At 53.0% G+C, this 14,226-nt stretch carries 14 protein-coding genes; 4 read left to right on the forward strand and 10 right to left on the reverse strand.

Annotated features, from left to right (window positions below):
• Positions 1-61: 61 nt before the first annotated feature.
• From WNY38_RS00330 to WNY38_RS00365, 8 genes are all read right to left on the reverse strand, one after another.
• A complete protein-coding gene (locus WNY38_RS00330; protein ID WP_342855326.1) occupies positions 62-934 on the reverse strand; it encodes a hypothetical protein in 873 nt (290 codons plus the stop codon).
• Positions 935-1,051: 117 nt separating this feature from the next.
• A complete protein-coding gene (locus WNY38_RS00335) occupies positions 1,052-2,356 on the reverse strand; it encodes a pyruvate dehydrogenase complex dihydrolipoamide acetyltransferase (protein ID WP_342855327.1) in 1,305 nt (434 codons plus the stop codon).
• Between the two features lie 12 nt (positions 2,357-2,368).
• Positions 2,369-3,736: a pyruvate dehydrogenase complex E1 component subunit beta gene (locus tag WNY38_RS00340; protein WP_342855328.1), complete on the reverse strand. Its 1,368-nt coding sequence runs from the start codon at positions 3,734-3,736 to the stop codon at positions 2,369-2,371.
• A 20-nt stretch (positions 3,737-3,756) separates the two neighbouring features.
• Positions 3,757-4,758: a pyruvate dehydrogenase (acetyl-transferring) E1 component subunit alpha gene (gene pdhA / locus WNY38_RS00345; RefSeq protein ID WP_342855329.1), complete on the reverse strand. Its 1,002-nt coding sequence runs from the start codon at positions 4,756-4,758 to the stop codon at positions 3,757-3,759.
• Positions 4,759-4,967: 209 nt separating this feature from the next.
• Entirely contained in the window at positions 4,968-5,300 is a 333-nt protein-coding gene (locus WNY38_RS00350; RefSeq protein ID WP_342855330.1) for a DUF2059 domain-containing protein, read from the reverse strand.
• Positions 5,301-5,776: 476 nt separating this feature from the next.
• Entirely contained in the window at positions 5,777-6,079 is a 303-nt protein-coding gene (locus WNY38_RS00355) for a septum formation initiator family protein (RefSeq protein ID WP_342855798.1), read from the reverse strand.
• Between the two features lie 243 nt (positions 6,080-6,322).
• Positions 6,323-7,216, reverse strand: coding sequence for a fructose bisphosphate aldolase (locus WNY38_RS00360; RefSeq protein WP_342855331.1), 894 nt, complete (start codon positions 7,214-7,216; stop codon positions 6,323-6,325).
• A 267-nt stretch (positions 7,217-7,483) separates the two neighbouring features.
• Complete coding sequence (locus WNY38_RS00365) at positions 7,484-8,659, reverse strand: phosphoglycerate kinase (protein ID WP_342855332.1); 1,176 nt, start codon at positions 8,657-8,659, stop codon at positions 7,484-7,486.
• 184 nt (positions 8,660-8,843) lie between these two features.
• On the opposite strand from WNY38_RS00365, the gene WNY38_RS00370 reads away from it, so the two are divergent.
• Both WNY38_RS00370 and WNY38_RS00375 read left to right on the forward strand, forming a co-directional pair.
• On the forward strand, positions 8,844-9,350 hold the full coding sequence (locus WNY38_RS00370; protein ID WP_342855333.1) for a peptidylprolyl isomerase: 507 nt from the start codon (positions 8,844-8,846) through the stop codon (positions 9,348-9,350).
• Complete coding sequence (locus tag WNY38_RS00375; RefSeq protein ID WP_342855334.1) at positions 9,343-9,903, forward strand: peptidylprolyl isomerase; 561 nt, start codon at positions 9,343-9,345, stop codon at positions 9,901-9,903. Before WNY38_RS00370 ends, WNY38_RS00375 begins: the two co-directional genes overlap by 8 nt.
• Before the next feature lie 76 nt (positions 9,904-9,979).
• Here WNY38_RS00375 and WNY38_RS00380 read toward each other — a convergent pair whose 3' ends face one another.
• A complete protein-coding gene (locus WNY38_RS00380) occupies positions 9,980-10,837 on the reverse strand; it encodes a hypothetical protein (protein ID WP_342855335.1) in 858 nt (285 codons plus the stop codon).
• A 191-nt stretch (positions 10,838-11,028) separates the two neighbouring features.
• Positions 11,029-12,282 carry a tyrosine--tRNA ligase gene (tyrS, locus tag WNY38_RS00385; protein WP_342855336.1) on the reverse strand — a complete coding sequence of 418 codons (1,254 nt, stop codon included), beginning with the start codon at positions 12,280-12,282 and terminating at the stop codon, positions 11,029-11,031.
• Positions 12,283-12,399: 117 nt separating this feature from the next.
• Here tyrS and WNY38_RS00390 point away from each other — a divergent pair, with 117 nt between their 5' ends.
• Together WNY38_RS00390 and WNY38_RS00395 are read left to right on the forward strand one after the other, a co-directional pair.
• Positions 12,400-13,455, forward strand: a complete 1,056-nt coding sequence (locus tag WNY38_RS00390; RefSeq protein ID WP_342855800.1) for an anhydro-N-acetylmuramic acid kinase — start codon at positions 12,400-12,402, stop codon at positions 13,453-13,455.
• 207 nt (positions 13,456-13,662) lie between these two features.
• Positions 13,663-14,223, forward strand: a complete 561-nt coding sequence (locus WNY38_RS00395) for a YbhB/YbcL family Raf kinase inhibitor-like protein (protein WP_342855337.1) — start codon at positions 13,663-13,665, stop codon at positions 14,221-14,223.
• The last annotated feature ends 3 nt before the right edge of the window (positions 14,224-14,226 follow it).

Raw genomic sequence — 14,226 nt, forward strand, 5'->3', positions numbered from 1 at the left:
TGAATAGCAAAGCCCCTGCCAGGTCACTCTGATAGGGGCTTTTTGTTCGATTTGCGCAAGTCTAATCTTCTGAACCGCTTTGGAAGAGCTTATGGAAATCACCACCACTGAGCGTTGTGTCAAAAACGCCTGTGCCAAATTCCCGATGTGAAAGCGCGCGCAGATGTGCGGTGAATTGATCAAAGGGGACCCATCTCTTTTCGCCTGACGCGGATATCAAGTAAACGCGTGAGGCTTGTTCTGGTTTGGTCAGCAGCGGCGTCAGAGTGCGTGTGTTCTCAACCACCCCAAAGTGCTCAAGGCTGTTTGGTCGACGCAGCCCTTTGGCACGCAGCAATCGCATAAGTTTTCTAAAGACACTTAAAGCGTGGAGCTTTATTTCGAACAACTCAGCATGATGAATGTCGTCTTGTTCTGCGAGGCTTTGAAGCTCGACCCCTTCTGCTTGAATTGCTGAAATCTCGGCTTTAGAGATTTCTTTAGCGTTTCGAAAGTCCTTGCGCGAGATGCCAAAGGGCACTTGATATCCGTCAATACATGCGGTGCTTTTGTCATTTTTCAGCATTAAGGCCACGGCCTTGGCCTCATGCCAACGGGCTTTCACCCATGCGTCGCCACCATAGTTGGTGACACTCTCAGGTGACAAAACAGTGTCGTCGTCTTGGGCCTTGATTGTCGCCTGTGTGAGTGATCCGATTGCCGCAACTACGTTGCGACACAACTTTATATCCTCACGCGTTGAAAATGCATTCAAACCAATGTCGTAGCCACGTTTCGTCTCATAGACCATGACGCCTCTGAGCGATTTGCCTGATATGAAATAGACGGCGCCGTAGGGGTTATTTTTGACGCCAACATCTTGATCATCAAGCGCGTCTAGAACGGCCTGTTCAGAGACTCTATTTTCTGTTTTCAGGTTAAAATAAAAGCTCACGATAGCGATCCTAGTTCTCTTCAGTTCGTTTCTTTTTGCACACAAAAGGCCACCGAAATCTAGTTTCAGCGGCCTTTTTCTTACTTATGAAATCTAAACAAATCTTGTTCAGAGTGCTTATGCAAGCATCGCAACTGGGTTCTCAAGGTTCTCAACGATGGCATTTAGCAGGTTCGCACCCACAGCACCGTCAATCACGCGGTGATCAACAGACATTGTGACAGACATCACTGTCGCCACTGTCAATTCGCCGTCTTCACCAACCACAGGCTGTTTTTTGCCTGCACCAACAGCCAAGATACCGGCATGTGGTGGGTTCACGATGGCGTCGAAATTGTCGATGCCGAACATGCCCAAGTTAGAGATCGCAAACGACCCGCCTTGGTACTCTTGAGGCGCCAATTTGCGCTCGCGTGCGCGTTTGGCCATGTCTTTCATCTGGGTGGACAAAGCGGACAAGGATTTCATATCTGCGTCTTCCAAAACAGGCGTGAATAGCCCGCCTTCGATGGCCACAGCCACCGCCACGTCAGATGATTTCATCTGCAAGACACGGTCGCCAGCCCAAACAGCATTGGCCTCAGGCACCTGCTGCAATGCGTTGGCAACGGCTTTGATGATAAAGTCATTGACCGACAATTTCACACCGCGTGCTTCCAGCTGTTTGTTGAGCTGGGAGCGGAACTTGAGCAGCGCATCAAGCTTGATGTCACGGCGCAGGTAAAAATGCGGAATGGTTTGTTTGGCCTCGGACAAGCGCGCAGCGATAACTTTGCGCATGCCGTCGAGTTTGACTTCCTCGTACACGCGACCTTCGTACATTTTTGCAACCATATCTGCAGAAGCGCCTTGTGGGGCGGCAGGTGCAGAAGCCGCAACAGATGCTGCCGCTTTTGGTGCTTCAACAGCCGGTGCGGCTGTTGCATTTTCTACGTCGGCTTTGACAATGCGACCTTTGGGGCCAGAGCCTGCAATGGTTGTCAGATCCAAGCCCTTTTGTGCCGCAATACGACGCGCCAAAGGTGAGGCAAACACGCGCTCGCCAGTGGATGCAACGGGTGCCGATGGGGCAGGGGCTGCAACTTCTGTCGCTGCGGCTTCTGGTGCAGGGGCTTCGGCTGGTGCCGCCGCCGCTGCAGGTGCCGAAGCACCTACATTTGCCATGGCAGAGGCGTCTTCGCCCTCTTCCAGCAAAATAGCGATCTGCGCGTTGACTTTAACGCCTTCGGTGCCCTCGGCGACGGTGATCTTACCGATCACACCTTCGTCGACTGCCTCGAATTCCATCGTTGCTTTGTCGGTTTCGATCTCGGCGATCACATCGCCAGAGGTCACTGTATCACCCTCTTTCACCAGCCATTTGGCCAATGTGCCTTCTTCCATTGTCGGAGAAAGCGCGGGCATGAGAAGTTCGATAGCCATGTGTCAGTCTCCTTAACGGTAGGTCACAGATTTGACCGCAGCGACGACTTCGTCGACTGTGAGCAAAGCATGTTTTTCTAGGTTTGCAGCGTAAGGCATTGGCACGTCTTTGCCTGTGCAATTGATCACTGGCGCGTCCAAGTAATCGAACGCTTCTTGCATGATCACGTTGCTGATGTAGCCGCCGACTGAGCCTTGTGGCCAGCCTTCTTCTACAGTGACGCAGCGGTTGGTTTTGCGCACAGATGCCAAAATCGTTTCGGTGTCCATAGGGCGCAAGGTCCGCAGGTTGATCACCTCTGCCGCGATGCCGTCTGCTGCCAATTTCTCAGCCGCTTCCAAAGCATAACCGACACCGATGCCAAAGGACACGATGGTGACATCGTCGCCTGCGCGCTCAATCTTGGCTTTGCCGAACGGAATGGTGAAATCATCCATGACAGGCACGTCAAAGGCTTTACCGTACATGATTTCGTTTTCGAGGAAGATCACAGGATTGTTGTCGCGGATCGCTGTTTTCATCAGGCCTTTGGCGTCAGCAGCCGAGTAAGGCATGACCACTTTCAGACCAGGCACTTGCATGTACCAAGCGGCGTAACACTGTGAGTGCTGTGCGCCAACGCGGGCAGCGGCACCATTGGCACCACGGAACACCATAGGCGCGCCCATTTGACCACCAGACATATAAAGTGTCTTGGCGGCAGAGTTGATCAGGTGATCGATCGCTTGCATGGCAAAGTTGAAGGTCATGAATTCAACGATGGGACGCAGACCGCCGAACGACGCACCAGTTGCGATGCCAGCAAAGCCGTGCTCGGTGATTGGCGTGTCGATGACGCGTTTTTCGCCAAACTCGTCCAACATCCCTTGCGAAATTTTGTAAGCGCCTTGGTATTCGGCCACTTCTTCGCCCATCAAGAACACGTCGCCGTCGCGGCGCATCTCTTCGGACATCGCATCACGGAGCGCTTCGCGAACTGTGGTGGATTTCAGCTCTGTGCCCTCAGGGTAATCTGGCTCGATAACCTGTGGGGCTGCAACAGGAGCCGCTGCAACCGCAGGGGTCGCCGCAACTGGTGCCGCTTCAACAGGCGCTGCTGCCGCAGGGGCAGAGGCGCTCAAGTTGGATGCGTCTTCGCCTTCTTCGACCATGATCGCGATGGCCTCGTTGACTTTGACGCCTTCTGTGCCTTCAGCCACGAGGATTTTCCCCATGATGCCTTCGTCCACAGCTTCGAATTCCATCGTTGCTTTGTCAGTTTCAATCTCAGCGATGATATCGCCGGATGAAATGGTGTCGCCCTCTTTGACGAGCCATTTCGCAAGTGTGCCTTCTTCCATCGTCGGAGAGAGGGCGGGCATAAGTAGTTCAATAGCCATGAGTGAATTCCTCCCTCGAATTAGGCGTAAATGTCTGTCCAAAGTTCTTCCAAAGCGGGCTCGCGGCTCTCTTTGGCAAACTCAGCTGAGGCGTTGACCACGGTTTTGATCTCTTTGTCGATGGCTTTGAGATCGTCTTCGGTGGCGTGATTGCCTGTCAGCAGCAAGGACCGGATCGCTTCAATAGGATCACGTTCTTCACGCATCTTTTGCACTTCTTCGCGTGAGCGGTACTTGGCCGGATCAGACATGGAGTGACCGCGGTAACGGTATGTTTTCACTTCCAAAATGTATGGACCTTTGCCTGCACGACAATGCGCTACAGCTTTCTCAGAGGCTTCTTTCACCGCCAGCACATCCATGCCGTCGACTTCTTCGCCTTGGATGCCGTAAGCCGCGCCACGTTCCCACAAGGATGGGGATTTGGTTGAGCGTTGAACCGATGTGCCCATAGCGTATTGGTTGTTCTCGATGACGAAAATGACCGGCAAGTCCCAAAGCTGCGCCATGTTATAGGTCTCGTAGACCTGACCTTGGTTGGCCGCGCCATCGCCGAAGTAGGCGAAGGTCACATTGTCATTGCCTTTGTATTTGTCAGAAAACGCCAGACCCGCACCAAGTGGCACTTGCGCGCCAACGATGCCGTGACCGCCATAGAAATGTTTCTCTTTCGAGAACATGTGCATGGAGCCGCCTTTGCCTTTCGAATAGCCACCTTCGCGGCCCGTCAATTCAGCCATAACGCCGTTTGGATCCATGCCACACGCGAGCATATGCCCGTGGTCGCGATATGATGTGATGCGTTTGTCGCCTTCTTTGGTCGCGGCCTCAAGCCCGACAACAACGGCTTCTTGACCGATGTAGAGGTGACAAAAGCCGCCGATAAGGCCCATGCCATACAACTGGCCAGCCTTTTCTTCAAAACGGCGGATAAGGAGCATGTCCTTGTAATACGCGAGCAATTCGTCTTTTGAAACGTTTGCTTTGCTCGTTGTACTTGCGGTGGTCTTCTTGGGCGCCATACGGCTTCCTCCTCCAAAGTCGCGGATATAGTTTAGCGTTAAACTATATTATATAGAACTCTGCCTGCAATTGCACCAAGAATTTACTATGCGCTGCGCGCAGCAGCTATGCGTCTGGCGCAAGGGTTATCTAGTGCCCTCGCGAAGCTTGGTGATTGCGGTTTTGCGCGCTGCTGGGATTTCAAATTGCACAATGTCCTCGCGTTCCATTATGGTCGCAATTTGCGCCACGTTAAAGGCTTTCCATATGACTGATTGCTCGGGGTAAGGCTTTCTATCCACTCGTCGACCACTTGACTTGCGTTGCCATCTTTATAGGTATCTGGGGAGCGTATGAGCGCATTGTGATCTCTTCCAGTGCTGGTTTTGTAAAAGGCTACGACTTCAGCAAGGTCACTCTCAGCAAGTGAGTGCGCGTATAATTGAATCGCATGGTTGTGAATGTCTTCGGCCAAGGTTTTTGGAGCGTCTCCTTGGAGTGCATAGAAAAAGGCTTCTTGATCAATCACTTTCCCGCCAAGCGGGATGAGCCCTTCACTCACCTTTGTTAGGGTCTTTTGGGAGTTAGGGTCTTTTGGGAGTTAGGGTCTTTTGGGATTTCTGGGTAAGTTCTAGTTCTATCTGCGCGGTTGGCGCGTTCAAATTGACAAGAAATGTTGCGTCTTCAATGGCTTGTTTGCTGATGTCTTTTTTCATGGGGGTCATAAAAGAATTGCGGCTGTGGCGGCAACAATAAGGCCGGTCGTGATGTAAATAACTTTGCGGGAAATGGAGGGCATCTGTGGCTCGATCAATAAAGGGCTTTAATGCCTCAAAGCTAGTCCGAGGTGGGGGCCTTTATTTGGTGCAGGTTTGTTTAAGGGCAGGGGTGATTGGGTTCGCTAAGGGTGCTCTAAAGTGTTTCGAAACAAAGCCGTGTCACAACTTGATTTCGAAGTGCGTGCAACCTCGTTTGGTTGCTTGCGCTTCAAGTTCAGCCTGTGACACAAGCCCAACTTGCAACGCTTTAGAAGCACTCTTAGCGAATGACCAACTCATCGGCGCGCACATAACCCAGAACATCTCGCGCTTGCTCGTCGAGAAGATCCAGATCCAGATACCCGTCAGACATACGCAACGTTTTGTTGCGCATAACTTCGAGATCTGCCGCAAGTATCGCACTCTTCGCTTGTAGGTCTTCAAGCTCCGCCTCAATTTGAATGCGGCGGAACAGCCCGTACTCGCCTTGCACGGATGCAAAGGTGAAGTAACCGCCAAGTGTGACGATTATGGCTGTATATATCAGAACAGCGATAGAAGGACGTTTGCGGATGGACGCCATGATAGGGGGGTTACCTGTAGTTACTGCCACGGCCACCTCTTGTGGGTGATCCGTGAGGAAGACTATGGCATAGGCGAATCGCTTTGTGAATCCCTTTTCGAATCGCGGGCATCATTTTTTTCGCCCTTAGGCGTGTGCGATTAAGTTAAGATATTCAGAGTGTTAACAAACCACCTCAGGAATTTAAAAAAGGGGCGCAGCATATCGTGCTGCCCCCCTTTGTCTCAACTATATATAGCGGATTTATCCTGCGACTGAGGCCGCGTGAATTTCTGTTGTGGCTGTGCCAAGGATGGCATCAAAGTCACTATCGGCTTGCTTGGCGTTCAGCCCTTGGATCAAGGCACGCGAGAAAGACGCGATCATGCCGGTGTTTTGCGCCAATTTGGCGTTGGCTTCTTCGCGTGAATATCCGCCTGACAAAGACACAACTTTCAAAACCCGAGGGTGATCGATCAGGGGTTTGTAGAAATTCACCTCGGTCGGCAAAGACAGTTTCAACATCACCTGTTTGCTTTCATCAAGTGCGTCCAACTCGGCCAAAATCTCAGAACGCAAAATCGCTTCGGCTTCGGCTTTGTCTGCGATGGTGATGGTCACTTCAGGCTCAAGCATTGGCATCATGCCCGCTTTGATCACCTGTTCGCCGATCTCAAACTGTTGCTTTACAACAGCTTTGATGCCCGCAGGATTGGCCGCATTTACGACAGAGCGTTCTTTGGTGCCAAATACCCCCAAAGCCGCGGCGCGTGCCAAAAGATCGTCTAGGCCAGGATTCGGTTTCATCAATTGAACACCATCAACTTCAGCTTCCAAGCCTTTGTCGATTTTCAAAAATGGTACGACGCCTTTGTCTTCGAACAGGTATTGAGGTGTTGGTTTGCCAGCGACTTGGCGATCCATTGTCATCTCAAACAAGATCGCGCCGATGACTTTGTCAGACGTGAAGGCAGGGGACTGCATGATACGCGACCGCATGGCGTGGATCATGTCGAACATTTCGTCGTCACCGTTGTATTCGTTAGGTTCGATCCCGTATTGCGCCAGTGCTTTTGGGGTAGAGCCGCCGGATTGGTCAAGGGCTGCGATAAAACCTTGGCCGTCGCGGATTTTGGCTGTCATTTCTTGGATCGACATGGATATTCCTCATTACATCGGAGTCCCATAAGCGGGACGGGTCATGGGTCTGAGGCGTGATTAACGTGGCTTTGATTTTCGTGCAATTGTGGTCGCGCTAACATTGAAAATGGTTGCGCTAACACTTGGCGCGTTGGCGCTAACATTTCGATCTTCAGGCAGTTCTCTACAAGGCCACCGTCGGTAAATTGTTAGGGAGGCGATCATGAAAAACGCCTGCACTCAACTGAGGCAGGCGTTTCTAGATCTATTGGACACAAGGGAATTCTAGCCGAGCGCGGTCACACCTGGCAGCTCTTTGCCTTCCATCCATTCAAGGAACGCGCCGCCTGCGGTCGAAATGTAAGTAAAGCTATCCGCAACACCTGCCGCATTTACTGCCGCCACAGTGTCACCACCACCAGCCACGGAAATCAGCGCGCCTGCATCTGTTTGCTTGGCAATTTCAGCCAGCATCACAAAGGTGCCAGTGCCGAAGGGCTCAAGTTCAAACACACCCAAAGGCCCGTTCATGATCAGAGTTTTGGAGGCCGCGATCACCGCATTGATCCGTTCAACCGATTGAGGACCTGCATCGAAAATCATTGCATCATCAGGGCAAGCCGTCACATCAACAGTTTCATGTTTGGTGTTCGCCGCAAATTCCCATGCAATGGTCACATCCACAGGCAGGATAATTTCACAGCCCGCTTCGTCCGCTTTCTTCAAGATGTCGCGCGCAGTATCAGCCAAGTCGTGCTCGCACAGGGACTTGCCGACATTCACACCTTGAGCAGCCAAAAACGTATTGGCCATGCCGCCGCCAATCACCAAGTGATCGACCTTGCGCACGAGGTTGCTCAGCAAATCTAACTTGGTCGACACTTTCGCACCACCAACAACCGCCACAACAGGGCGTTCTGGTTTAGACAGAGCGGTTTCCAAGGCGGACAGCTCTTGCTGCATCAAGCGGCCAGCACAAGATGGCAGGAGATGCGCGACGCCAGTGGTCGATGCATGTGCACGGTGCGCGGCAGAAAACGCGTCATTGCAAAAGATGTCACCGAGCGAGGCCAAAAACTGCGCCATGCGCGGATCGTTGTCTGTTTCCATGTTGCTAAAACGCGTGTTCTCGATCAGCACGACAGACCCTGCGGGCAAAGCGTCCAGCGCCTCGCGCGACGGTTTCTCGATGAACGTCACATCGCGGCCCAGCGTTTCAGTCACTGCAGGCAAAACATGTGACAAAGACAACTCGGCCACATATTCGCCTTTCGGGCGACCATAGTGCGCCAGCATCACAGGCACACCGCCTTTAGCAATGATTTCGTCAATCGTCGGTTTGATGCGCTCAATGCGTGACGCGTCGGTCACCCGCCCGTCTTTCATAGGCACATTGATGTCCACACGGGTGAGCACAATCTTGCCGTTTAAATCCATGTCGTCGAGCGTTTTCCAAGCCATGAGGGTATCCTTGCGCGGGGGCGTTTGATGAATTTGCCCTTGTTTGCCCGCCCATGCGTTCAAGGTCAATGGTTGCATATCGGGCAAGCTGGTGCCGTTCACACAAACTTGCCCTTTCCCTTGGCGTCTTTGCGCCTTAAGTTGCGCGCCAAACAGACCTATTTTTCAGATAAGGAACCACACCATGGCCGATATCAAAGATCCAGAAAACACAATCCTCGTTGAACTTGAGCACGGCCAAGTCGTGATCGAACTTTTGCCAGACGTTGCCCCATTGCACACAGCACGCATGAAAGAGCTTGCGCGTTCAGGTGCTTACGACGGTGTTGTCTTTCACCGCGTGATTGACGGCTTTATGGCGCAAACTGGCGATGTTCAGTTTGGCAACCAAAATAAAGATTTTGAAATCCGTCGCGCAGGCACAGGCAGCTCTGATTTGCCTGACGTTCCTGCCGAGTTTTCAAGCCTGCCACATGACCGCGGCACACTCGGTGCGGCACGCAGCCAGAACCCAGATTCTGCCAACTCACAGTTTTTCATCAACTTTTCTGACAACCACTTCCTCAACAACCAGTACACTGTCTACGGCCGTGTGATCTCTGGCATGGAAGCTGTCGACAAAGTGACACGCGGCGAGCCTGCGCAATACCCTGATTGCATGATCTCTGTGAAAGTGGCCGCTGATGTTTAAATCCGCGCTCACAGCTCTGGCTTTGCTCGCATCGGCCCCTGCCTTTGCGACAGGTCTTGAGATCACAGTCGCGGGCGAAAGCAATGGCGTGATCAAAATCGATTTGCTCGAAGACGTAGCTCCAGGTCACGTCGCGCAGATCACCAAATTGGCCAATGAGGGCGCATATGATGGCGTGGTGTTTCACCGCGTGATCGATGGCTTCATGGCGCAAACAGGTGACGTGCAATACGGTAAAACTGGCGGCGCAGACTTCAACATGTCCAGCGCGGGCATGGGCGGGTCTGAGTATCCTGATTTAAAAGCTGAATTTTCCGACGAGAACTTCGACACGGGCGTCGTTGGTATGGCACGCAGCCAGAACCCAGATTCCGCCAACTCTCAGTTCTTCATTATGTTCGCACCAGCACCACACCTCAACGGTCAATACACCGTTGTTGGCCGTGTGACTGAGGGCATGGATGTTGTGAACGCGATCAAACGCGGCACAGGTCCGAACGGGGCCGTGATTGGCGCACCGGATGTGATGTCGTCGGTCAAAGTGACGGATTGAGCCGGGCTTTGATACGAAAATGACAAAGGGCGCTTTCGAGCGCCCTTTTTTATCCGTGTTCTTTGCTGTGTCGTGCTTAAAACGCGATCCGGACCCCGGCCATAAACGCGCTGTCGTCGTCTGCGTATGACGCCGCCGTATTCAACGACCATGCTCCGCCAAGATCCACCTGTGCGCCAAGGGCCACGAGCGTATCATCGCTGTCAGACAGCGGCACGGAGATGATTTCACTCAATGTCACGCGGCCACCGACCGGATGGCGATAGGCCAGCTCCATCTCAGTGCCCGTGTCATTGGCTCCGCCATAAAACAGGCTGGCCGTTGCAATTCCCGGACCCAGATCGCGGTTCAGTTGCAGTTTCGCATTGGCCTCGGTTGTATCGCCATCCACCAGTTCAAGCGCTGCATCGAGTGACATCTCAGACAGGTCCAAGCGCTCGGCAACACCCAAAATATAGGTGTTATACTCATCCACATAATGCAGCGACAGTGCCGCCCCATCGCGCATGTAAGATCCGCCAATGGGGAGGAATTCCGTCTCGGTGAGGGCGCCATCTGTCGCGCGGCTCAGGCCCACATCACTGCGTTCTAGGGTTGCCGAGAGAAACACATCGGCCAACACAGGCTGCGCGAATAGATCATAGGCCGGGCGAGGGTTGCCCACCGCATACCGCGCGTCTTGTGCGGAGGTCCAAGTGGCCGCAGCATAGGTTTCATGCAGCCGCCCAATCGTGCCAAACGCGCCAAAGCTAAGTCCCAATCCATCACCGGACGTTGACCAAGTCCCATTGCCACCAAAGAAGAATCCTTCGGACTTTGAACTTTGATCAAGCCCATCCGTCACTCCCAAGCTGACCCAGCCCTCGCTTTCGATCCACGTCTCCGCTTGGGCCTCGCCACCAAAAGATGCGCCAAATCCCAGGCAAAGGGTCAAGCAAAGGGACGCCTGCGCGATCTGCTCTTTATGAAGATATGAGTCACACATGGTTTAAATATGCCTCTTTGATGCCGCAAAGTAAAAGGCCAAAGTATCTGACTGCGTGCACATTTCAGTGAGCATAAAAATACCGCGCCCTCATGCATAAGGGCGCGGCAGGCTGTTCGTTTTTGGACAAACGCAGTGGATTAAGCTTTAAGTGTCACCAAAGCGTGGCGTTTTTTACCGGCCGATAGTTTCAGCGGCGTGCTAATATCCGCTGCGGTGATCAAAAGCCCTGCGTCTTTGTGGTCTGCATCATTCACCTTGGCACCGTTGTCTGCAAACAGGCGTTTGGCTTCTTTGCCTGTGCCAACAAGACCTGCGCGCACGAACAATTGCACGATAGAAATGCCGTCGCCGATCTCGTCAGCGGTCAGTTCAAGTGTCGGCAAGTCATCGCCCGTGCCACCTTTTTCAAACACTTCGCGTGCCGTGGCTTCCGCTGCTTCAGCGGCGGCACGTCCATGCAACAGGGCAGTCACTTCATTGGCCAAAATGATCTTGGCCTCATTGATGTCAGAGCCTTGCAGCGCGCCAAGGCGATCACATTCTTCCACAGGAAGCTCTGTGTAGAGTTTCAAGAACCGGCCTGTGTCGGCATCAGTGGTGTTGCGCCAGAATTGCCAGAATTCATAAGAGCTGAGCATTTCATCGTTCAGCCAGATCGCGCCACCTTGGGATTTGCCCATCTTCTTGCCATCAGATGTGGTCAACAAAGGCGAGGTCAGTCCATATATTTCGTGGTCCAAAACGCGGCGTGTCAGGTCGATACCATTGATGATATTGCCCCATTGATCCGACCCGCCCATTTGCAACAGACAGCCGTAACGACGGTTGAGTTCCAAAAAGTCATAAGCCTGCAAAATCATGTAGTTAAATTCGAGGAACGACAAAGATTGTTCGCGATCAAGCCGCGATTTCACACTTTCAAACGACAGCATCCGGTTGACCGAAAAATGCTTACCGATGTCGCGCAGAAATTCAAGGTAGTTTAACCCATCCAGCCATTCCGCGTTGTTCAACATCTTCGCGCCTGTGGGCGTGTCATCATATGACAGGTATTTCGCAAAGACCTTTTGCATCCCGTTGATGTTTTCATTGATCTTTGCGTCCGTCAAAAGCGGGCGCTCGTCGGCGCGAAAGCTTGGGTCGCCCACTTTCGTGGTGCCGCCCCCCATCAAAGTGATCGGCTGGTGACCCGTTTTTTGCAACCAACGCAGCATCATGATGTTTAGCAAATGCCCTATATGTAGCGACGCCGCGGTGGCGTCATAGCCGATATAGGTTGAAACAACACCCTTGCTCAGGGCTTCATCAAGGCCTTGATAGTCTGTGCAATCGGCGAGAAAGCCGCGCTCGATCATCACTGCCATAAAGTCTGATTTGGGGTGGTATGTCATTGCTCTCATTATCCATTTGTAGGGCGTGCAATGACTGATATATCTGGCCAAACGCCAAAGGGAAAGAGTGTCATGGCCGTGAAAAACAAAGCTGCACCGATTTGGGTCGCGGGCTGCATGTCTGGAACCTCGCTTGATGGGGTCGATGTGGCGCTTGTCTTGACCGATGGCGAGACGATTTTCGAATTCGGCGACAGCTTTTTTCGTCCCTATACAAATGATGAACAAGGCCTTTTGCGTGCCAATTTAAGCCTTTGGAAAGCCTCCGATGAGGCGATTGAACTGATCGAAGCCGCCCATGTACAAGCTTTAAGTGAGTTGCAAGGCTTTGATTTTATTGGATTTCATGGGCAAACCTTTGCGCATGATCCGCGTGGGCTTGGCACATATCAAGCGGGGGATGGATCCGTTCTGGCGCAAATTTTGAATGTGGCAGTTGTTTGGGATTTTCGCTCGAATGACGTGGCAATGGGCGGGCAAGGTGCGCCGCTTGCGCCGTTTTTCCACCATGCCTGTGCGCGCCACATCAGTGCGCGCGAACCACTGGTTTTTTTAAACCTTGGCGGCGTGGGCAATCTGACTTGGGTTAATCCGGCGATCGAAAACCCCGCTGAGACGGGCGCGGTTTTGGCTTTTGATACAGGGCCTGCGAATGCGCCGATCAACGATTTGATGCAAGCGCGGTTCGGGAAATCGCATGATGAAAACGGCGATCTGGCCGCGCAAGGCGTGGTGGATATCAACTTGTTAGAAGCGTTTTCGCGCCATGCCTATTTCGCAAAAATGCCGCCTAAGTCATTAGATCGAAATGACTTTCATGACGTTTTGTCACAAGTTCAAAACTTAAGTGACCCCGATGCCGCAGCCACTTTGACCGCTATGGCCGCAGCCGCCGTGGTTCAAGGGATGGAGCATTGCCCAAGCCCGCCCATGCGGGTTTTGGTGTCCGGTGGCGGGCGCAAAAACGCGGTGATGATGGCGATGATGTCTGCCGCACTTGATTGCCCTGTCGAGCCGATTGAGGTGGTGGAATTGGATGGCGACATGTTGGAGGCGCAGGCCTTTGCCTATCTGGCCATGCGGGTCAAACGCGGTTTGCCGACAAGCTGTCCGAGCACCACAGGCGTCGCGGCCGCTGTCGGGGGCGGGCAGGTGTCGACACCTGATCTTTAACGACTTTTGGGCGTAAAGTTTAAACAGTTTAAACATTAGCACTGGTATCGTTTTACATGTTTTAAAGGCCTTGGGCCTCAAGGGGGGCGCGCCTTGTCGCTTTTTGGAGCTTGAGACGAATATCTGCGACGGAAAATCTTGACGCGCGCGTATCAGTCTTGAGTTGGCTCTTTCGCTTTGATGCGTTTTGAAAAGGATAACCTCCAGATGATCCCACCCCGAATTGAGTGTCGCTTCGCTGCGATGCTGCTCTGCATTGCCGCCACTGGTCCGGTGCTGGCCCAAGACACATTCACCCTGACAAGCCCCGCGATTGCAGATGGCGGTGATCTGCCCGCCGACATGAAATGTTCGCGCGATGGGGGCGATGGGTTGACGCCGCCGCTGGAGTGGACAAGCGTGCCCGAGGGCACCGAAAGCTTGGCTGTGATCATGCAGCATTATCCACGGGGCAGGGTCGAGGGCGTTGATGCGCCGAGCCAATATTGGCTGCTGTGGAACATCCCGCCCGAAACCACGGGCTTGCCTCATGGTAATCCTGAATCGTTAGGCGATGAAGGCGCGGATAAAGACGAGCGTTTCACCGGCTACACGCCGCCTTGTTCGCCCCCCGGTGGGCGTCACGAATATAAAATCACCGTCTATGCCCTCAGCGCATCACCCGAAACTTTGCCCGCACATGACAGTATGTCCGTGGACTGGACGGTGATGACGCAAGCGATCCAAGACGATGTGATTGCCTCTTCGTCATTTTCCTTTTGGAATTGACTT

Source organism: Pacificibacter sp. AS14 (genome assembly GCF_038899935.1).
Taxonomy (GTDB): Bacteria; Pseudomonadota; Alphaproteobacteria; order Rhodobacterales; family Rhodobacteraceae; genus Celeribacter.